Source organism: Nocardioides sp. NPDC059952 (assembly GCF_042730435.1).
GTDB lineage: Bacteria > Actinomycetota > Actinomycetes > Propionibacteriales > Nocardioidaceae > Nocardioides.
Window position 1 is genome coordinate 15,046 of record NZ_JBHWLY010000065.1, and the last position, 19,779, is coordinate 34,824.

The 19,779-nt window shown below is 64.6% G+C and carries 20 protein-coding genes and 1 tRNA gene; 7 read left to right on the forward strand and 14 right to left on the reverse strand.

Annotated features, from left to right (window positions below):
- Nucleotides 1–12: 12 nt before the first annotated feature.
- From ACFV9G_RS23255 to dndB, 5 genes are read right to left on the reverse strand one after another with little or no spacing between them, the layout of a single operon-like run.
- On the reverse strand, nucleotides 13–1,461 hold the full coding sequence (locus ACFV9G_RS23255; RefSeq protein WP_378730373.1) for a DNA phosphorothioation-associated putative methyltransferase: 1,449 nt from the start codon (nucleotides 1,459–1,461) through the stop codon (nucleotides 13–15).
- Nucleotides 1,458–1,850, reverse strand: coding sequence for a DNA sulfur modification protein DndE (gene dndE / locus ACFV9G_RS23260; RefSeq protein ID WP_378730375.1), 393 nt, complete (start codon nucleotides 1,848–1,850; stop codon nucleotides 1,458–1,460). Before dndE ends, ACFV9G_RS23255 begins: the two co-directional genes overlap by 4 nt.
- Nucleotide 1,851: 1 nt before the next feature.
- Complete coding sequence (gene dndD / locus ACFV9G_RS23265) at nucleotides 1,852–3,828, reverse strand: DNA sulfur modification protein DndD (protein WP_378730377.1); 1,977 nt, start codon at nucleotides 3,826–3,828, stop codon at nucleotides 1,852–1,854.
- Complete coding sequence (gene dndC, locus ACFV9G_RS23270) at nucleotides 3,825–5,432, reverse strand: DNA phosphorothioation system sulfurtransferase DndC (protein WP_378730379.1); 1,608 nt, start codon at nucleotides 5,430–5,432, stop codon at nucleotides 3,825–3,827. Before dndC ends, dndD begins: the two co-directional genes overlap by 4 nt.
- Nucleotides 5,429–6,574 (reverse strand): DNA sulfur modification protein DndB, encoded by a 1,146-nt coding sequence (gene dndB, locus ACFV9G_RS23275; RefSeq protein ID WP_378730381.1) that lies wholly within the window; start codon nucleotides 6,572–6,574, stop codon nucleotides 5,429–5,431. Before dndB ends, dndC begins: the two co-directional genes overlap by 4 nt.
- Nucleotides 6,575–6,673: 99 nt before the next feature.
- Here dndB and dndA point away from each other — a divergent pair, with 99 nt between their 5' ends.
- From dndA to ACFV9G_RS23290, 3 genes are all read left to right on the forward strand, one after another.
- Nucleotides 6,674–7,867 (forward strand): cysteine desulfurase DndA, encoded by a 1,194-nt coding sequence (gene dndA / locus ACFV9G_RS23280; protein WP_378730383.1) that lies wholly within the window; start codon nucleotides 6,674–6,676, stop codon nucleotides 7,865–7,867.
- A gap of 20 nt (nucleotides 7,868–7,887) precedes the next feature.
- Nucleotides 7,888–8,259, forward strand: coding sequence for an Lsr2 family protein (locus ACFV9G_RS23285; protein WP_378730385.1), 372 nt, complete (start codon nucleotides 7,888–7,890; stop codon nucleotides 8,257–8,259).
- An 81-nt stretch (nucleotides 8,260–8,340) separates the two neighbouring features.
- On the forward strand, nucleotides 8,341–9,270 hold the full coding sequence (locus tag ACFV9G_RS23290; protein WP_378730387.1) for a phosphoadenosine phosphosulfate reductase family protein: 930 nt from the start codon (nucleotides 8,341–8,343) through the stop codon (nucleotides 9,268–9,270).
- A 412-nt stretch (nucleotides 9,271–9,682) separates the two neighbouring features.
- On the opposite strand, the gene ACFV9G_RS23295 is transcribed toward ACFV9G_RS23290, so the two are convergent.
- From ACFV9G_RS23295 to ACFV9G_RS23325, 7 genes are all read right to left on the reverse strand, one after another.
- Nucleotides 9,683–10,363: a hypothetical protein gene (locus ACFV9G_RS23295; RefSeq protein WP_378730389.1), complete on the reverse strand. Its 681-nt coding sequence runs from the start codon at nucleotides 10,361–10,363 to the stop codon at nucleotides 9,683–9,685.
- On the reverse strand, nucleotides 10,360–11,382 hold the full coding sequence (locus tag ACFV9G_RS23300) for a PGN_0703 family putative restriction endonuclease (RefSeq protein ID WP_378730390.1): 1,023 nt from the start codon (nucleotides 11,380–11,382) through the stop codon (nucleotides 10,360–10,362). Before ACFV9G_RS23300 ends, ACFV9G_RS23295 begins: the two co-directional genes overlap by 4 nt.
- 557 nt (nucleotides 11,383–11,939) lie before the next feature.
- Complete coding sequence (locus tag ACFV9G_RS23305) at nucleotides 11,940–12,596, reverse strand: hypothetical protein (RefSeq protein ID WP_378730392.1); 657 nt, start codon at nucleotides 12,594–12,596, stop codon at nucleotides 11,940–11,942.
- Nucleotides 12,597–13,316: 720 nt separating this feature from the next.
- Nucleotides 13,317–13,718, reverse strand: coding sequence for a YdcF family protein (locus ACFV9G_RS23310; RefSeq protein ID WP_378730394.1), 402 nt, complete (start codon nucleotides 13,716–13,718; stop codon nucleotides 13,317–13,319).
- Entirely contained in the window at nucleotides 13,708–13,971 is a 264-nt protein-coding gene (locus ACFV9G_RS23315; protein WP_378730396.1) for a hypothetical protein, read from the reverse strand. Before ACFV9G_RS23315 ends, ACFV9G_RS23310 begins: the two co-directional genes overlap by 11 nt.
- Nucleotides 13,972–14,181: 210 nt before the next feature.
- A tRNA-Pro gene (locus ACFV9G_RS23320) sits at nucleotides 14,182–14,255 on the reverse strand.
- A 77-nt stretch (nucleotides 14,256–14,332) separates the two neighbouring features.
- The gene (locus ACFV9G_RS23325; protein ID WP_378730398.1) at nucleotides 14,333–15,052 is read right to left on the reverse strand and encodes a FadR/GntR family transcriptional regulator; all 720 of its coding nucleotides are present in this window, start codon (nucleotides 15,050–15,052) and stop codon (nucleotides 14,333–14,335) included.
- 123 nt (nucleotides 15,053–15,175) lie between these two features.
- Here ACFV9G_RS23325 and ACFV9G_RS23330 point away from each other — a divergent pair, with 123 nt between their 5' ends.
- The 3 genes from ACFV9G_RS23330 to ACFV9G_RS23340 all read left to right on the forward strand — a co-directional run bounded on the left by ACFV9G_RS23330 (nucleotide 15,176) and on the right by ACFV9G_RS23340 (nucleotide 17,745).
- On the forward strand, nucleotides 15,176–15,676 hold the full coding sequence (locus tag ACFV9G_RS23330; protein WP_378730414.1) for a gluconokinase: 501 nt from the start codon (nucleotides 15,176–15,178) through the stop codon (nucleotides 15,674–15,676).
- A complete protein-coding gene (locus ACFV9G_RS23335; protein WP_378730400.1) occupies nucleotides 15,673–17,070 on the forward strand; it encodes a GntP family permease in 1,398 nt (465 codons plus the stop codon). Before ACFV9G_RS23330 ends, ACFV9G_RS23335 begins: the two co-directional genes overlap by 4 nt.
- Before the next feature lie 240 nt (nucleotides 17,071–17,310).
- On the forward strand, nucleotides 17,311–17,745 hold the full coding sequence (locus tag ACFV9G_RS23340; protein ID WP_378730402.1) for a hypothetical protein: 435 nt from the start codon (nucleotides 17,311–17,313) through the stop codon (nucleotides 17,743–17,745).
- Nucleotides 17,746–17,791: 46 nt separating this feature from the next.
- On the opposite strand, the gene ACFV9G_RS23345 is transcribed toward ACFV9G_RS23340, so the two are convergent.
- Both ACFV9G_RS23345 and ACFV9G_RS23350 read right to left on the reverse strand, forming a co-directional pair.
- Nucleotides 17,792–18,286: a VOC family protein gene (locus ACFV9G_RS23345; protein ID WP_378730404.1), complete on the reverse strand. Its 495-nt coding sequence runs from the start codon at nucleotides 18,284–18,286 to the stop codon at nucleotides 17,792–17,794.
- A gap of 25 nt (nucleotides 18,287–18,311) precedes the next feature.
- A complete protein-coding gene (locus tag ACFV9G_RS23350; protein WP_378730407.1) occupies nucleotides 18,312–19,130 on the reverse strand; it encodes a maleylpyruvate isomerase family mycothiol-dependent enzyme in 819 nt (272 codons plus the stop codon).
- 115 nt (nucleotides 19,131–19,245) lie between these two features.
- Here ACFV9G_RS23350 and ACFV9G_RS23355 point away from each other — a divergent pair, with 115 nt between their 5' ends.
- Nucleotides 19,246–19,731, forward strand: coding sequence for a MarR family winged helix-turn-helix transcriptional regulator (locus tag ACFV9G_RS23355; RefSeq protein WP_378730410.1), 486 nt, complete (start codon nucleotides 19,246–19,248; stop codon nucleotides 19,729–19,731).
- The last annotated feature ends 48 nt before the right edge of the window (nucleotides 19,732–19,779 follow it).

The following is a 19,779-nucleotide window of genomic DNA, read 5'->3' on the forward strand; positions in this document are numbered from 1 at the left end:
GCGCCACTGTCCTCAAGCCCGAACCAAGCGGTGCCCTTGAAAGCGCACGCCCGCACCTTCGAGGGTGGCCTGCCACCCTCTCAGGGTTCCGATTCGCTCCGGATGCTCGTAGAGCCCAGCCTTCATCTCCGACCTAGTGAGCCGCTCGTACAGTGAGCGACGTGGGTCATCCGGCCCCAGGAACTCTTCCTTGCGATGAAGAAGTGGTGGGCTCTCTGACCGGCTGTAGTCGCGCCAATCAACACTGAGTTTTCGAAGGTTCACTGTGATGGCCGACTGGAGGGTCGGATGCGGATCCTGGTCAAATTGCGGATAGACGAGGTAGGAGACCTGCGGCTCCGTGACCGATAGCTTGACCATGGTCGCATGCTCGACCGTTCCAACGAGGACTCGTGCGCATCCCTCATAGACCTGGAGAAGAGGCGAGAGCTCGCCAAGCGCGGATCGATGCACGTAAAGGGCACTCGGGGTTTGTTTCCCGATCCGCGAGCCCCGTGCATTGACGTACAGCATCGGCTGATCTCCGCACGCGAGCAGCAGCCGATCTGCCTGGACGCATGCCTCCTGGTAGTTACCAAAGAGCGCGCGGAGGTCCTTCGCAACAGGCTTGTCTAGCTGTGAGAATCGCGGGCGCCGGCCGAAGCGAGAGAGCGCAACGTACGTCAGCAGTTCAGCACGTCGTTGGATTGTCACCTGATCCCAGTAGGCGTCGTCGGTGACTTGCCGGACCAGCCGCTGCGCGCGGCCTAGGCTCCCGAGCGCCTCGCGAATGGCTTCCGACTGCTCGAGTGGAAGCTCTCCCGGCGAGGGTGCCCTGGCGTGGTTCCGCATGAAGTCGAACAGCGGCTGCAGGATCTCCTTGTTCGCTTCGTAGTGTTCCTGAGGATCGATGCGCACACGCGGGCGATACGTGTAGACCCTGGATGCAACGAACCTCTGAGCTGCGGCCTCATCTCGAAAGAGGTAGAAGATCCCGGGCGCCGCTGCATGCGGCTTGATTCCGAGCGTCTCCTCAATCCAGCCGGAGAGTTCGTTCTGATCGTAGAACTTCTGGAAGGTCCCGGTCCGTGTTACGAGACCGTCCCCCATTGGACGGCCAACCAGGTCGCGCGCATCCCAGTTCATCCGTGCAGAGACGATGAGGAGGTCCTCCGCAAGTGCCCAGGCAGCGCGCAACACATCGGCACGCTCGTTGGGCCGCTCGATCACGTTGAGCACGTAGCCAAGGTTGACCACTTTCGCAGGGGTTCTGTGTGCATTTGGCCGGTGCGTAGGATCCCAACCGCCTACCTCGTAGCCGCTACTGCGTAGGTGACGGATGTCATCGCCCTTACCGCAGCCGTAGTCGAAGACTGAGCATGTCGGGTCCAGGAGCCCGTCGGACAGTGCAGTTGCCATGGGACGTGACAGTGCCGTGCGTGACAGCGCAGTCTTGTGTCTGGCAACCGTCTGCTGGCTCATGCCGCTGGCGACTCACTCAGCCCGATCGTCGCTAGCCCGGCGACATCGGACAACCGCTGGTCCCCAACGAGGTAACCAATGCCTCGGTGCAGGTGAAGACGGAACTGCAGAGCCAGGGTCTCCTCATCGAGCGGAAGGCGGTCGTTGTGGCAACGAAGCCTCACGAGACCCCACAGCACGTCCCCAAGGTCTCCGCTGAAGGTTCGCCAGTTCATCTCCACGTTACTGTCAAGAACCAACTTGATGGTTGGCGGAGGGGTCGGCTCGGCGAGCGAGCGGCACAGTGCCCAGCGGCACAGGACGTTCCAGTGTTGGATACCTGTCCGTCGCTTGAGAGTGATCAGTTGGTCGCGGGCCGTTTGGCTAAGCCGGATGTGTTCGATTGTCATGTCACTCCCAGAAATAGCCGTCTTCGACGTGAGTCGCGTTTGTGGTCGGGTCGAACTCAAGGTGGTAGGTCCGACCGACCCGCGGCGCAATGCGGGCGTACGCGCCCTGGTCGATCTCTGTGTCGGTGGAGAGCAGAATCACTTGGTGGCTCGCTGCAGGGAAGTACCTGTCGAGAAGGTGCCCGCGATGTGAGCCATCGAGCCTGCCCAACGGTGTATCGATGACCACCGGCAGTGGCTGTCCAGCCGCACGTGCGAGGCCCCAAAGAAGTGCCACTGCAAGCAACTGGCGCTCGCCCGCGGAAAGGTCCTTCGCCGGGAGCTCATGGCCATCTGCGCCCGTCAGACGGATAGCATGGGTCTCGGGATCGATCTGGACATCCGTGATGAGCTTGTCCTTTCGGAGCAGCATTTCCAACGCCTCAAGGATGAGTTGGGAAATGCGCTCCAAGTGCCGCTTCGTGGCTGCCACACGCAAGCGCTGAAGGGTCTCCCGCACTCGATCGACGTGCTCAATCAAACGACGGTCGTCGTCCGCAGCGAGGTGATCCTGGGCCGACCTGTCAACCTTGGCTTCGTAGGCGTCGACGGCTCTCGCCACCTCGCTGCGAGCCTTTTGCAGCATCTCCGTGGCAACCGCGAAGTCGACCTCAGCCTTGTAGTGCACCGCGCGTGCCGCATCCCGCGCGTCGTGGAGCGCCGCCACGGCTTCAGCATCTGGAATCGCGGCGACGACGCGCTCTGCCTGCTCGAGTTCCCCTATCAGTGCTGAACGCTTGGCGAGTAGAGACTCAAGACGCCGTCTGGATTCGGGGAGCGCGCTTGAGAGCAGGAGATCAACTGACGCCAGGTCCTCTGGCCCGACAATCACCTCCGTGTCGGCGGAGATCTGACGGCTCTCACGGTCGTCTGCCAGAAACTTATCGACCGCTGCCAACGTGGTCTTTGCAGCCTTCGACTCTTGGAGCCGTTGCATAAGCAATGCGTCTCGCGCTGTGAAGGCCTCAACGAGAAGCGAGTCTCGCGTCGCGGTGACTTCTCGTTTCGCCTGCTCCGCAAGTTGGGCAAGCAACTGCGGGAGTTGCAGGAGGGGTGCGTACTCTGCCAACTGATGACGGAGCTCGTCCTCCACCGCCTTGCGTTCGCTCTTTAGCCGTGTGACGGCCGCTTCTGATTGTTCGCGGCGTTCGAGGAGCTCCCCTCCTGCGGCGCGGAAGGCCTCCGTGGCCTGGAAAATCTGCTTCTCGGACCGCTCAAGCTCATCTCGGCGTCCGCGTACGTTCGCGTCCGCTGCCTCCTCAGCACGACGTAGAGCGCTGACGATCTCCTTCTGCGCCTCGATCTCCCGGCGCGACTCTTCCGACACCTGGTCACCGCGATGCCGGCGACGCAGCACCGACAGGTCGGTACCTAGTCGTTCAACTAGATCGAGACCGAGGAGCGCATCTAGGGCCGAGCGCAGAACCTGCTGCGACCGGTCCATGTCTGCAAGGGCCTCGATCTGCTCGCCGTCGAAGAAGAAGAGCCCAGCGATGCCGCGAGGGAGGAAGGTTTCGACATGCTCTGCCCAGGTGTCGGTCAAAGACTGGTGATGGCGGCCGTCCAAGCTGACGTCCAGGATCTCGCGGAGAGCGGACCCGCCCGTGCTCTTCCAGATTCGACGTACCTGATAATGGCGTTCGTGACCCTCCTGGAATGCCGTGAAGGTCAGCTCCACAGAGGCGCCCTCGCTGGGCGGGACGCCGCGGTGAATCAGACTGCGCAGGTAGTTCTCATAGCTTCCTGTTCGGCGCCCAGATGCGTGGACCAATGAGCCGTACAGCGCCAACTGAATAGCCTCAAGAATTGTCGTCTTACCAGCGCCGTTAAGTCCACCGACCAGCACGATCGGACGCTCGTCTGACTGTGGAGTCAGATTGATCGGGTGCCGTCCGGCGAAGGTTCCAATGTTGTGGAGGACCAACTGGTTCAGGATCACTCCGCGCTCTCCTCACGGATCCAGCCATCCGCTACCAGGATCGGGTCATTCACCGGCGTTGCCGCAGCGCGCGGATTCTTTCGGCTTCGGGCACGATCAAGTGCGTCGTTCTCATCGTCGTAGAAGCCCTTGCGGAGAGCCTTGCCCAGCGAGTCGAAAAGTCCCGCGCGACGTACTTGTGCGCGGTGGCGCTGCTCAATGTCCAGAAGCTCTCGGACGAGCTCGAAGTGGAGCGCGTCTCCGGCGACCTCGCGGAGAGCGTCGATCATGTCGGCCCCAAGTGGCAGGTGCTCATCCAGGGGGCCTCCCGGGTACGGCTCGCCGAGTGCCTCCTCGTAGATGGCGGGCAACCTGTCCTCGAACTCGTGCTTGTCTACGACCCAGATGCGTCGGACCTCCTCAAGCTCGGCCGGCGTGATCAACTCAAGCGACTTCACGTAGTCCGGGCCATTCTGTCGGATCCACGCCTGTGCCTTGAGGAGGCTCGTGAGCCACTCGGCTCGGGCGTCCTGCGTGTAGGGACCTGGAATCGTCAACTCGACTTGCTCCTGCTTCCCGTCGGCCGTTCGCTCAGTCCGGGTGTAGAGCTGGACCGAGCCGTTCATCCGACGGAAGTCACGCTTCTCACGGCCCGCCGTGTTCAGCTGATCGCGCAACTCGAGGAGTGGGAGCATCCACTCCTTCTCCTCATCGTTGCTCACCATCGCAGCCATCGACTTGTCCTGGTCGACAAGCGTGCATGTCCAGCAACCGAATCGGCTATCACCGCAACTCGGGGTGGTGGTGTCGACGACTAGCGGGCACTCGGAGTCCTCCGACCCGCTCTGGTACATCGTGAGCAGCTCCTTGTTGGAGTGCCCCCATGGGTTCGCCGTCTGCATGAGGAAGGTCCAGACATCGTCGTTCGACCAGTCTTCGACGGGCGAGTAGACGAGCGCGTTGGGCAGCGTGCCGTTCGGGCTTAGCAGGTCGCGCACTCGGCGCGACTCCAGGGCGGCCATTCGAGCATGGCGTGCAGAACTCTCAGCCTTCCTGGTGCCGAGGACCAGGATGGCTTCGCCATGTGCTCGCACCATGTTGCGGATGAACGTGTTCGACGGCTTGATCTTGAGGCGCTCTGTGCACCAGCGGAACTTCGGCCCGGGCGCGGGGTAGCCGCGACCGATCAGGTTGACCCAGAACGTGTCGTTGACCGCAGGGGTCAGGCGATTCGGGGTGATGGGCAGCTCTTGCTCTTGTGCCGCCTTTCCCAACACGTCTAGGGAGTTCATCACCCACGCGGCAACGACGGGGTTTTCAACGAGCGTGTCAGTGCTGATCACGTGGATGGGCTTGGTGCGCTGTTCGGGCTCCAGCCCCTTAATGGCCAACCAAACAAGTTGGAGGGTGGCTGTGGAATCCTTTCCGCCGGAGTAGCCGACCACCCATGGAACGCCATCTGCCAGGTAGAGCTGCTGCGTCTGCTTGACGAGAGCATCTACGGTGGCTGCAAATCCGAGGTCGTCGAAGGCAGACCGTGGACGGATAGGCAGGCTAAGCGGCTTGCGAGCGGGCGTCTGCTCAAGGCCATCGAGCACGCCCTGGTCGCCACTGGTCGTGGTCATCGTTCTCCTCGTTTGAATGCGTCTTCGGCGCGCTGCTCGTCGGGCGGAAGCGGCAGGTCCAGCGTCTGGCGTATGAGCGCTGTCGTAAGCAGGACGTTCGATGTCCCCTTGCTGACCTTGCCGCCAACGGTCGCTCTTCCTTCCCACGTGGCCGAGTTCGAGCGATGCCAGTCAATTCCACGTAGGGGTTTGAGTCGCCTGGCGAGTGTGACTTTGGTTGTGTGCTCCCGGAACAGCGCGTTTCCGATCTTCCCGAGCGCATGGAGCACGATTCCGTGGCTGTGGATGAAGTCCCTACGGATCTCGCCGGCGCTAACCTCGCCGCGATTGACTTGGTGCCAAGCTGGGAACTGGTCAGCGATCAGGTCCCAGAACGTCACGGCCCTGTCGATCCGCTTGTCCGCGTCCGCTTCTTCGAAGTCCTCGAGTAGTGCCCGGTCAGCTGTGTAGAAGGCCGACAGCGTGAAGAGCTTTCGTGAGCGTGCGGAGAGGTTGTTGGTCTCCAATTCGGTCAGGTCTCGGTAGAACGGAGACCGCAAGATGGCCTGCTTCGCCACCAGTGACATCGGGTCTCGGTGGTCGTAGAGCACGCCGATCGACTTGGCGGGACGGACCGCATGGCGGTTCAGGTCAGCGAACATCTGCTGACACAGAGCGAGACCGGGGTCGACGAACATGACGATGGCGATCGTCTCGTCGCCGAGGTCTGGGTTCTCCTCCAACGCTCGGGCAATCGCCGCGCGCCGGTGCTGTCCGTCGTTGATGACGAACCTGGCATCCATCGGGATGGTCAGTGTGCCGATCTTGTCGGCCGGACCGCTGATGTCCTGATACGGGTTGAAGGTGACCTCGGCGTTCACCGAGGCCGTCAACGCCGAGAAGGTGTAACTGTCGGGGTTGTCGACGATGTAACGCGCCATCTCCGGAACTCGCGCCTTGTTCAAGGTGCGCTGCGCACGCATCTCGGGCGGCAACTCCTCCTCGTCATACAGGAAGAGCTTGGGGATGAGTCGCATCGGCCACATGGTGACGTAGTACTCCCGGCCCGCTTGAACCCCTCGGATCGCCGGGAACACATATTCAAACTCTCCGGGGCGCGCCCCCTTGGGTGGGCGGTCGTGACCCTGCGAGACTGTCGTCATCGTCACCACTCCTCATCCATACCCTAGTCCGGAACAGATTCCGTACATTTCCGTGGCGCGTTCCGTACCTCCTCGGTACGGAGGGCTAAGGTTACGAACATGAATCTAGCGGGTGGCACCGACATGTTGAACAGCGGGGCGGGTATCGAAGGAGATCGCCCGGTCTACCTTGACCACGCAGCGACGGCACCGGTCGATCCTCGTGTGGCGGACGAGGTTCTCAAATTCATGGCCTACGAGTTCGGCAACGCGGGCAGCCGCACCCACTCATACGGTCAGATCGCCAAGCAGCGCGTCAACCGAGCCCGCGAGGAGGTCGCCGCGCTCGTCGCAGCTCGAGCCGACGAGGTGATCTTCACCAGCGGAGCCACAGAGTCCGACAACCTCGCGATCCTGGGCCTCGCCAAGCATGGCGAAGAGACCGGCAAGCGGCACATCATCTCGACGATGATCGAGCACAAAGCGGTCCTTGAACCCCTCGACATACTGCGCGAGCGCGGGTTCGAGGTGGATCTCCTCGCTCCAACCGAGGGAGGCTGGATCGATCCTGCCGACATCGCCGCCACCCTTCGGCCAGATACACTGCTGGTCTCGGTCATGGCGGTGAATAACGAGACAGGTGTGATCCAGCCAGTCGACGAGATCGCGGACCTCCTGTCCGCCCACGAGGCGTACTTCCACGTCGACGCTGCCCAGTCCTACGGCAAGGTCATCGAACCGCTCCAGAACCAGAGAATCGACCTCATCTCGGCGTCCGGTCACAAGATCTCGGCACCGAAAGGGGTCGGCGCCCTCATCACCCGCCGTCGCGGATACAAGCGGCCACCTCTGACACCGCTTATGTTCGGTGGCGGCCAGGAGCGTGGGCTTCGGCCGGGCACCCTTCCCGTCGCTCTGATCGCGGGCCTGGGCCTCGCTGCACGGTTCGCGATGGACGAGGCAAAGGAGCGGCACGAGGCGAACCTCGCGGTCCGCGACCAGATCCTCGCGGCCATCGATGAAATCGGAGCCCTGACCAATGGCGATGTAGAGCGCACGGTTGCAAGCACGCTCAACTTCTCGGTTCCTGGCGTCGACTCCGAGGCGGCGATCGTGGCACTCAAGGACGTCGCTGCGGTCTCAAATGGTTCCGCTTGCACCTCTCAGAGTTACGAGCCCAGCCATGTCCTCACAGCTGCTGGATTATCGAAGGAACGAGTCGACGGAGCACTCAGACTGTCTTGGGGACACGCCACGACCGCCGTGCCGATCGACGTGATTGTCGACCGACTGCGCGCCCTGCAGAAGCAGTAGCCCGCCAAAGGAGGCTCTTCATGGCCAAGCGAGAGATCATCACTTACGTGTCCGACGTCAGCGGCGAGACCGTCGAGGAGGTCGAGCCCACGGTCACCTTTGGCATCGACGGCACCACATACCAAGTCGATCTGACTGCCAGCGAACAGGCGGAACTGCGGGAAATCTTCGCGCCGTACATCGGCGCCGGACGCCGAAACAAGGACGGCGTGAACACCGCCGCCTTAGGCACTGCAACATCCAAGATGATCCGAGCGTGGGCCACAGAGAACGGGTACGACATGCCGGCCCGCGGCAGGGTGCCCCTGCTCGCTCAGGAGGCGTTCCACGAGGCGCAGCGTGGAGGCCAGGTCCGATCCATCGAGAAGCTACTCCAGCCAGCGAACAGGTAATTCTCCGTCCCGATCGAGCCTCGATGCGCGGTTATCCACAGGCATTCGGACCTCGGAGTTCGGCCGCCGTCCACTGGCGGAATGAACCGAATCTCTTACCTCACGCCGAGCGAGGTCGCGTGTCTGTCGCGCTCTCAGCGAGCCGAACGCGTTGCCGAACTCGTTCAGCAGGCGAACCGAATCCTGTCCAACGCCATCTCGCAGCATGTGCTTGTGGACGGCCGAGCTCTCGCTGCAACCGTCCTCCTGTTCTCAGGAGGCAACGACTCGACGGTGCTGGCCCATTTGATGCGCTCGAGAGCCACCCATGCCGCCCACGCAAACACGACAATCGGGATCGAAGCCACGCGCGAGTTCGTCCGGCAGAACTGTCGAGAGTGGGACCTTCCTCTCCTCGAGTTCATGGCTCCACGGGAGGTAGACAGGTACGAAGCACTGGTCCTCGATCAGGGAATCCCCGGCCTGGGGCACCACTTCAAGATGTACCAGCGACTCAAGGAGCGCGCACTCGAAGAGGTGCGCCGGCAGCTCGTAAGCGACCCTCGGTCCCAGCGGGTGGTCTTCTTGGCGGGACGCAGACGTTCGGAGTCAGCACGTCGCGTCGCAGTGCCCGCCGCCGAGCGGCGCGGTTCGACGGTCTGGGTGGCCCCTCTGGTGAACTGGACGAAGCTCGACCTGAACACCTATCGCCTGATGAACGATGACGTTCCTGTGAACCAAGTCACGGATCTCATCCACATGTCGGGCGAATGTCTCTGCGGGTCGTTCGCGTCGCCGGGCGAGCGCGAAGAACTGGAGAGCTGGTTCCCTGAGTTTGGCCAGGAGATCGCCCGACTGGAGCGGGCCATCGCTGACCGCACGGACATCCCCGCACATCGTCGCCGCTGGGGCTGGGGCGCGACCGTCCGCGAAGCCAAACTGCAAGAGACCCCAAGTGCAGTTGGACAACTGTGCACTTCGTGCGACGAAAGGTCCACCGCGGTCACAGACCCTTCTACTATGCCCGCGTGAGCCGAGCCCGAAGCAGCATGAGCGGGGCGAACAAGCCGAGTGCACCAAACTTGCACGCGTCTATGAAGCAGATCAGCGTCAGCAAGATGAGCCATTGAGGGGCACCTTGGTCGACGACGACAGTCAGCCGCCACGCGACGCACAGGTATGTAGGAACGGCGACGAGCGTTACGGGGATCGCCCACTTGATGTGCCGCCGCAGTCGGCGAACGAGTTGGTCACCCTCGGGCGGCGGCTCGAGGGGCGAGCGGAATGCTGGATCGTGTGATCCACATCGTGGTGGGTCACGAGGCGAGTCGGTCGTGGACCTGAACCGGATGCTCCACGCCACCACCAGACCTCGTCAGGCACCTGGGTTCATCGTGATCTCCAGCCGCGACGTGCGCCGCTCAGTTGACTGGCCGACTCTAGGTCAAATGCCGAGGACCACCCCAAGGAGCTTGGTGAAACTGTGCTCGGTCCGCGCATAGATATCCGCCAGATCCAGTCGGGAACCGTCGCGGTAGTGGACAGTCCCGGTCGTCACCTCGACAGCGAACTCGATGCCGGGCGCGTTCGCGTGCCAGAACCCGAACTCATCGCCAGCCTCCACGGACCTACGAATAGCAGGATAGCCAGGCAGCCACGAACCCGGACCGGCGCCGTACCCCGAACTGTCGATTGTGCTCATCGAGATCTCTGCGGTCTCCGCAAGCACTTGGAGACGAGCCACTGCCGTCAGAAGCCGATAGACCAGGATTTTCGGAGTGCTCGGCGGGATCTGAGCGACGGGTCCCAGCCGGACAACCTGCTCCAGGTGACCCACGAAGTCTCGCGGATCGGCCGCGAGGTAGGAGGTCCACTCCGTCGGCTCCCAGTTCGGATGGCCGGTGCCGCCCTCGATGGCATGCACGTGGATGCGCCCGCGACGGTTGAGATCGATGTGGAGACCGTTGCTCGAACGAATGGCAAGACAGTCGTACGTGCCACCCGCAGGGTGGTAGCGGATCACGGTGAGCTCCGGATGCCTGCGCACGAGGTCAGTGGCGAGCTTCCAGGATGCGGCCTCCACGATGGTCGCGTGCAACGGCAGATAGGGGTTCGCAGGCGTCACCAGAGATACCGGCTCTCGAAGCCGCTTGCGATCTCCGGAGGGTGCAGGACTCCAGGCTTGATCAGATCCTCGATCGTCATCACGGCGAACGTCCGGTCGTTGGCGAGCACATCCTGAAGGTACGACTCGCCAGCCTCGGCGAAGGACCGATTCCGGGCGGGGTGGGCCAGCACGTACTTGCCGGCATCCCATCGTGCGCCGTCCTGGTACTGCAGCATGGCGAGCAGGAGGATGTGGTCGCGCCAGATCTGCTGAAGGCTGGTTCCCAGCACGACCTTCTCCCAGCCAGGTTTGAAGACGCCGTCGTCGCGGGCGCGCTCGGTGATCTCCCGGTACCGAGGCATCTTGAGCCTGTGCTCAGGGATCGCCGGTCGCATGGCCGTGAGCGTGTCGGGTGCCGCTTCCCGCACGGCGTGCTCGTGGTATTTCGTCTCGATCCCGACCACGGTCTGTGGCCCGTCGTCGCTGCCGAAGAACAGTGCGACATCGAAGGCGGTGCCGTCGTTGGTGAAGGCGAGGCTTTGGCGTCGTGGAGAGTGCTCGAACTTGACATAGAGTCCGGCCTCTTCGACCCCGAACAGCTTCTTGCCGACGTTGGTCAGCCGTTCCCTGTCCTGATGCAACTCGCCGAAGAGGTTTAAGCACATCGGCATAGAGGAGAGCAGGTCGTATCGCAGCCGGTCCTCCTTGAACTGCTGGCCCGGCTCGGTTCGCTTGGTCTCGGGTGCCGAGCGGTGACGCACTGCGTTCCTGATGTCGGCGCTGTCGAGGAAGTTGCGGAAGTCCTCATCGCGCGGCCCATCGGGTCGGAGCTTCGCACCGTTCTTGACCGGCTCACCGTTGCGTCCAGGATGACTGCCAGCGGGATGACCCTGGCCTTCCCTCCAACGCGCCAGCCGAAGTCGCGCCTGCTGTTTGAACGCGGTGATGTCAGGTCGTCCCGGCACCCGATCAGTCTTGGGAAACCAGCAGTTCGCAGCACGCAGTTCGTCGTCATCCACCGAATCGACACCCGTCACCCCGTCATTCCTTCAGCAGCCGATCTCGGAGTGGCACACGTGGCTTGCGGGGCCACCAATCTTCGGTATGGACCCTGCCCAACCAGCCACGGCGACCAAGAACGGAACTGTCGGCGAATGCAGCGGCAGGGAGGCATGTGGTTCACCAGGCTGGGTGGTTTATCTGGCGTCAGATTGGTCTAGACGGGCCTCGATGCCTTCGCTTCCCGGCGGTCGCTCAGCCTGCCAGATGTCATCGAAGATCTCCTCAACCAGAGGCCACAGATGCAAGAAGCCATCCTCGACCGACCCGATGGAGGATGCCAATTCTCCCGACACCACGAACTGATGGGGAATCACTCGTCCGGAGGCATCCTTCCGATCCTGCGGATCCCGTAGACGCACAGCAACCTTCCCGGAGACGCGTGCCCAGGCTTGCGGCTCGTCGGATACCTCTGCGAAGGCGCGTTCGTACTCACTGAGCGGATCCGCCAGCCCGCCGCGGAGCAAGAACCGAAAGCCCCAGGATCGTCCTCGCGTGGCCCAGATGATCGACTGGGACGGCCGTGCTGCGTCGTTCATTGCTTGCTCCGGAACGGCAGTCCATCAGCGACTCCCTGCTCCAGGTCCAACTTGAACTGTGTCAACGTCGCGGTCAGATAGTCCTTGTTCTCGAGGGCCTCGTCGTGGATCTCCTTGAGCTTCTCCCCAGCCAGTCCCACAGCCTTGGTCAGCAGCGGCCGCGCCGCCACAGCAACAAGAGGGCCCACCTTGGGCAGTTTCGCGATCAGCTTCTCGACTGACTCCATGTGCTTGCTGACCAGGACAACCGCCAGTGCTTCTGCTCCGTCGGCGAGCTTATCCAGCACCCTCATCGGGATGTCGAACTTCTCAGCCCACTCGACCCGACGCTGGAGGGGCAGCAGACATGCAACAGGCAAGATGAGGTCAAGCCCCTTGCGCTCTGTCACGTCGATCTCGACCGGACCCGCTGCGGAGAGTTTGAACTTCGCCGAGGACAGCAGCATGAAATCCTCGGCGACACCATAGAGCCGGTTCACCTCGATGAACTCGTGACAAGGCTCGACAATGCCTGGACCGCCTACCAGGCGGCTCGCTTCGGATATGTCACCGCTCAACTGGCCGCGCTCATCCCAGATGCGAAGAACGCAGTCGCGGCCTACGACGGGGACGAGAGTCGCCTGGCATCCGGTCGGCTCGCCCTCGCCTACCACCTGTCCGCGACGCTGCTCACCAAGCTCGGCGAGACCGACCTTGCCTGGACTGCCTCGAACCGGGGCATGGAAGCCGCACAGACCAGCGCGAACCCCGTCGTGATCGGCTCACTCCTGCGTTCGCTCTCCCATTCGCTCCAGTCCGCAGGCGAGTATGCCGAGGCCGTACGCCTCACACATGACGCCATCGATTACCTCGATCCTCAGATGGCTAAGGCCGGACGCACCTTGACATCGGTCTACGGCATGGCCCTGCTCGCGGGATCGATGGCTGCCGCGCGCGCCGACGACCGCGCGACGGTCCGTGACTTCCTCGACGGAGCCGGCCGGGCTGCCACTCGCCTCGGCTCCGACCGCAACCTGATGTGGACCGCCTTCGGGCCAACCAACGTTGCCATCCACCGCGTGTCCACCTCGATGGAACTCGGCGACCTCCAGGTCGCACTCTCGCTAGGGCCGACTCTCGACACCAGCGCGGTGCCCACCGAGCGTCGCGTCCGGCACGCACTCGAGGTGTCCCGTGCGTACAGCAGCGCCAACCGTCGCGACGAGGCGATCGCCGCCATCCTCGAGGCTGAACGGGCCGCGCCCGAACAGGTCCGCTACCACTACCTCAGCCGACACCTCGTGCAGACATGGATCCGCACCCAGCGCGGCAAGCCCGCACTCACCTCGTCGAGCTTGCCCAACGCGTCGGTGTCGCCTGACGCCAGCGTCGGCTCAGACCGACTCGGCGACGAGGCGACTCGTGTACCCGGCTTCCACAAGCCGTTCGTACGCCGCCCTCGTCTGCTCGTCGACCTCCTGTGGAGTCGCGATTCCCTTCTCGGCGTACACCCACAACCGCTGGGTGTCACCGACCAGCATGTCGAGCACACGCTTCTCGCTGCCAATCGACTTGATATAGGTCTCGAGCTCCTGCGAGCGCGCCGAGCAGACGATGTCCAGCCCCGGCCACACCCTCTTCGCCGTCGCGTATGCGCGCCGCTGCTGATATGGCCGACTGCTCAGCGTCGCACTCGACACGTCGATGTCGTGCTCAGCAAGCAACTCTCGGCTCAACGCAATGTTCTGCCCCGTGCTCGTCGCCCGCGGCTCCACCAGAATCGCGCTACGCGGCACCCCCCAGTTCCTCGGCCCGCTCAGCGAACTGGACCGCTTCTCCGCGTGGGAAGTCCTTCACCGTCGTCGGCGCGTTGGCACCGGTGAACACGATCAGCGGGAACCGGCCTGCATGGAACAGTTCGGCGGTGTGCTCGGCCACTCCGATGTCGTGGCTGCCGAGAGCGATGGCGACCTCGGTCGAGCGAGGCTCGTCACGGATCTGGTGGAAGTCCCACAGGACCTGGGCATCGTCGAGAACGGTCGATGGCATCGGCTCAGTCTGCCACCTACTAGAGCCCGCATGGCACTCAGGCAGACCGTGCGACGCGCCTCGCAACCGCGTCGCACCAAGAGCACCATACCGTCCGACATTCGAGACAAGATCGGACAAGAATCCGATTTGGTGGCAAATCCGCGGCAGACAGCCAAAAGCAGAACTGGCTCTGACCTGTTTACGCAGGTCAGAGCCAGTTTGTTTCGGTCGGGCTGACAGGATTTGAACCTGCGGCCCCTTGACCCCCAGTCAAGTGCGCTACCAAGCTGCGCCACAGCCCGAAACTGCGAGTGGATGACTCCCCTCGAAGCGCTCCGAACATTACCGCACAGCGCCGCAAGCCCTCCAATCGGTACCCCTACGGCGGGTCGTCGGCGGAGGCGAGGGCGTCGGCGGCTTCGTCGATGATGGCGCGCATGGCCTCCTCGGCTCCGGCGGGATCGCCGTTGCGGACAGAGAGAGCCACCTTCTCGTGCAGCTCGATGGCGGTCGGGTTCGGCGTATCGGGCATCAGGTGGTGGTGCGTACGTCCGGCGAGGAGCTCGGCGACGAGATCGCCGAAGGCGGCGAGCATGTCGTTGCCGCAGGCGTTGAGCAGGACTCGGTGGAAGGTCGTGTCGGCTTCGAGGTAGGCCTCGAGGTCACCGGAAGCTGCGTGGACGACCATGTCGGCGACGGATCGGGCGAGGTCGCCGTGGTGCTGCGGCTCGGCGCGTTCGGCGGCGAGCCGGGCGGCGATCGGCTCGAACCCGCGGCGCAGCTCGGAGAGTGACAGCAGCTGCTCGCGCCGGCCGTCACCGTCGAGGCGCCAGCGGATGACGAGCGGGTCGAAGACGTTCCACTGCTGCCGCGGGAGGACGGTGATGCCCACACGTCGCCGGGTCGCGACCAGGCCCATCGCCTGGAGCACACGCACCGCCTCCCGCGCCACCGGGCGCGACACGTCGTACGTCGCCTGGATGCCCTCCAACGTCAGGACGGCTCCGGTCGGGAGCTCTGCCGAGACGATCTGGCGCCCGAGCGCGTCACGAACGCTCTGGTGCAGTCGGTGTACGGCCTCACCGCTCGAACTCGTCACAGCGGCATCGTCGCACAGCCCGAGCTCCCTGTAATCAGAATCCGTTATGACACGTCGCCTTGCCAAACGGATGCCTTTTAATGCACCCTGTGACGCGTGACACAGAACCCTCTCCTCGTCGTCATGGGAGTCTCCGGCTCCGGCAAGTCGACCGTCGGCGCTGCGATCGCCCAGCGCCTCCGGGTCCCCTTCGCCGACGCCGACGACTTCCACCCGCCGGAGAACATCGCCAAGATGGCCTCCGGCCGCGCGCTGAACGATCACGACCGGCAACCTTGGCTGGAGACGCTCGGTGGCTGGCTCGCAGAGCACGAGCAGACCGGCGCGGTGCTGAGCTGCTCGGCGCTCAAGCGCAGCTACCGCGATCTGCTCCACAGCCGCACCCGCGGGCTCCGGCTGCTCCACCTCAGCGGCACCCCGGAGGTGGTCGAGGCACGCCTCGCCGCCCGCGCGGGTCACTTCATGCCGCCATCGCTGCTGCGCTCGCAGTTCGCGACACTCGAGCCCCTCGCCCCCGACGAGCAGGGCACGACCATCGACATCGACCAGGACATCGATGCGATCGTCGAGCGCTACCTCACCACCGAGAACCTCACCCCCAACCTCTCCAAGGAGTCGGCATGATCCTCCTCGCCGCGCCAGAGCCGGTCGCACCGGTCGCCTCCGGCGGCGTACTCCTCGCCGCCGCGCTGGCCTCGATCGCGCTGATCGTCGTCCTCATCACCTACGTCAAGCTGCACCCGTTCCTCGCGCTCCTGCTCGGCGGCGTCGCGGTCGGCGTGCTGGCGGGGCGCAACGTGATGGACGTGATCACCTCCTTCGGGGAAGGCTTCGGCGCGACCGCGACCAGCGTCGGCCTGCTGATCGCGCTGGGCGCAATGTTCGCCAAGCTTCTCGCCGACTCCGGCGGTGCCGACCAGATCGTCGACACGATCGTGGGCAGGTCCTCGGTTCGTACGCTGCCGTGGGCGATGGCTCTCGTCGGCGCGATCATCGGCCTGCCGATGTTCTTCGAGATCGGCCTCGTGCTGCTGATGCCGGTGATCTATCTGGTCGCCCGTCGCGCGCAGGTCTCGCTGATCACCGTCGGCATCCCGACTCTCGCCGGCCTCTCGGCGATGCACGGCCTGGTGCCGCCGCACCCGGGCCCGCTGGCCGCGATCGGCGCGCTCGACGCCGACCTCGGCACGACGCTCGCGCTCGGCGTACTCGTCGCGATCCCGGTGATCGTGGTCAGCGGCCCGCTGTTCGGCCGGCTCGCGGGACGCTGGGTCGTCGTCGAGGCTCCGCACACCTACGACGCCACTCCGGTGGGCGGCCCGGGAGCCGCTACGGCCACCGACATCCGCCGCCCGTCCTTCGGCGTCACCCTGTTCAGCGTCCTGCTGCCGCTCGTGCTGATGCTCGCCAAGGCGATCGTCGACATCGTCATCAACGACCCCGAGAACCAGATCCAGCAGGTCTTCGACGTGATCGGCTCCCCGCTCGTCGCGCTGACCATCGCGGTCATCGTCGCCATGTTCACGCTCGGCCGCGGGTCCGGGATGGACCGCCGCCAGATCGCCAAGACCGTCGAGATGTCGCTGCCGCCGATCGCGGGCATCGTGCTCATCGTGGCCGCCGGTGGCGGGTTCAAGCAGTCCCTGATCGACACCGGAATCGGCACCCAGCTCGCCGACTGGGCGCAGGGCTCCGGCGTGTCGGCGATCGTGCTGGCCTGGGTGCTCGCGGTCCTCATCCGCCTCGCCACCGGTTCCGCGACCGTCGCCACGATCACCGCCTCGTCGCTGGTGGTCGACCTCGTCGCCAACATGCCCACCGCCGAGGTCTCGCTCGTCGTGCTCGCGGTCGGCGCCGGCTCGGTCTTCTTCTCGCACGTCAACGACGCCGGGTTCTGGCTGGTCAAGGAGTACTTCGGCCTCGACGTCGTCCAGACGATCAAGTCCTGGTCGCTGATGGAGACGGTACTCTCCGTGTCCGGTCTGGTGTTCGTGCTGGCGCTGAGCATGGTGATCTGACACCCGCACTCACGAAACTGTCGGTGCTGTCCGACAGAATCACTCCTGACACATGGATCACACCCACCACAGGAGCTCACCGTGTCGGACTTCCCCCTTGAATCCAACACAGCCCCATCCGAGACAGCACCATCCGAAATAGCACCAGCCGGCAAGCTCGACCCGATCTCGCGCAAGGGCACCCCTGCCCATCGCACGAAATCCAAGCGGGAGGGCGCCGGGCGGCGCCAGGGGATGCCGGTGCAGGCGATCAGCCTCTCCGTGCCGGCATCCCTGGCCGCGCAGTGGAAGACCTACAGCCAGGAGGTCCCGCGCTCGCTGGTCGACGTCATGCTCGACGCCGTCACCGCGACCCGCCCCCGGCTGCCGGTCCTCCTACGGGCCCACCAGGCAGCGCTGCGCGAGAAGACCAGGCCCGTCTCCGACGGCACCTTCATGCGCACCGTCCCACAGCCGAAACGGCTCGAGGACCCGTACGTCACGATGCCCCTGCGCCTGCTGGCGACGAACGTCGACGTGCTGGATGCCATGGTCCACGAGATGGCCGCGGAGTCCCGCTCACAGCTGGTCGTCGTGGCGCTGACGGCATGGCTGGCCGACCGGCGGGCCGAGGAGCAGGTCTATGCCGAGCAGCTCGAGCTCGAGGTGCCCGAGGACCCGTTCGACCGTCCCTGAGCGCGGCCGGGACGGGCGGAGGTCCGTCCCGGCCGCGCCGGTGAGATCAGAGCACCTTGGTGCCGTACATCTCCCCCAGCGGGTCGCCGAGGAGCTCGAGCCGCTCGCCGTCGGGTCCCTTGAAGTAGATCGACGTCTTCGACTCGACCATGTAGTCGACCCCCGCGTCGTCGAGCTTGGCGCGCAGGTAGTCCCACTTCTCCGAGGTCACCGAGATCGCGATGTGGTGCAGCCCGCCGAGCACCTCGGCGTACGGGCCCAGATCGAGCCCGGGAAGCGTGAAGAAGGCCAGCAGGTTGCCCGCCCCGACGTCGAAGAAGAAGTGGTCGGAGCCGGCGTAGTCGCGGTTCTCGAAGATCTCGGTCAGCGGGAACTCCAGGAGCCCCTGGTAGAAGTCGATCGATCTGCGTACGTCCGAGGAGAGCAGCGCGGCGTGGTGGATGCCGCGGGCCGTGCTGGCCGGGCGGGCGCCCTCCTCGCGGAGGTACTCCTTCTTGATCCGCTCACGGTCCTTCGTGATGAAGTCCATGTCGATGCTCATCGTGCTCTCCTCATGCCATGACTCTTCAGATCCTGTAGAAGCTCGACAGGAACTCTGCGGCGACCGTTGTGTCGCCGTTGACGGTGCCGGCGTTGATCCGGCCGTAGGCGGTCAGCACGAAGCTGGCCGGGTCGAAGTCGATGACGGTCTCCACGCCCTCGAGCGAGCCGGGCTCCTGCTGGAGGCCCTCGGCGCCGAGCGTCATCCTGATGCCTCCGGCGTGGGCGCCGGAGGTGATGTTGATGCCGACCTCGATCGGCTTCTCCGCGGGCGTACGCGCGACGGTGTTGGCCCACAGGATGTTGCACAGCGGGATCAGCATGTCGGCGGAGTCGGCGGCCAGCGCGTGCGGCCTGCCGAGTCCCTCGCGGATGTCCCAGCTGTGGAGCGTGTAGTCGACCAGCGCGAAGACCGGGTAGAACGCCGCCGGGAGCGGGCCCATGTACTTGTGCGGGACCTGGAGGCCCATCCACTCCTCGGCACTGAGACCCTCGAAGATCTCCAGCTCCCGGGCCAGCGCCGTCCGCAGCCGCTCGATCAGCTCGGCACGCGGAACTGCCTCGAGCTGGCGGGCACCCGCGTCGACGTGGACGGCCATGTCGGTGAGCGGCACCGGGGCGGGCCCCTCGCCCTTGCCTGCGGCGGCGTCGAAGCCGACGAAGTAGGTCTCGGTGGTGTCGACCAGGTGGCCGACGACGTTCGCGGCGGTCCACTCCCCCGCGGCGGTCGGGCCGCCCCAGGCCTCGTCGGTGGCGACGAGTGCGAACATGCCTTCCGCCTCGCGGCGGACGAGGTCCAGCAAGGTCTCCTTGCTGGATGCATCCATGAAGTTCCACGTGCTCATCAGTGGGATCCTCTCTGGCCGCGGCTCTGCGACCAGTCTAGTTTCTGCGTCAACAGTTGTCCTTCGCGGGCGGTGGTGCTGAGCGCACCGAATCCGACTCGGTAAGGTGTACCTCATGGATGAGGTCAAGTGGCTCAGTAACGACGAGCAGGTCGCGTGGCGTGCCTGGCTCGCCGTCAACGCACAGCTCACCTCGCGGATGAACCGCGACCTCCAGGCCAAGAACGGCCTCTCCCTCGCCGACTACGACGTCCTGGTCAACCTGACCGACGTCCCGGACCGCTCGCTGCGGATGTACGAGCTCGGCGACAAGCTGCAGTGGGAGAAGAGCCGGCTCTCACGCCAGGTGATGCGGATGGCCGCGCGCGGCCTCGTCGAGCGCCGCGAGTGCCTCGATGACCGGCGTGGTGCCTTCGTCGACCTCACCCCGGCCGGGCTCGAGGCCATCCGGGCCGCCGCTCCCGAGCACGTGACGCTGATCCGTCAGGTCATGTTCGACGCCTTCACCCCCGAGGAGGTCGCCACCCTGACCAAGCTCTACGACGGCGTGCTGGAGCGCCTCGAGGTCAAGCCCGTCGCGGCCGACGGCTCCGCCGCCTAGCCCGACCCCAGGACGTACGTCAGGCCCGCAGGTCACCAACGGTGCCCA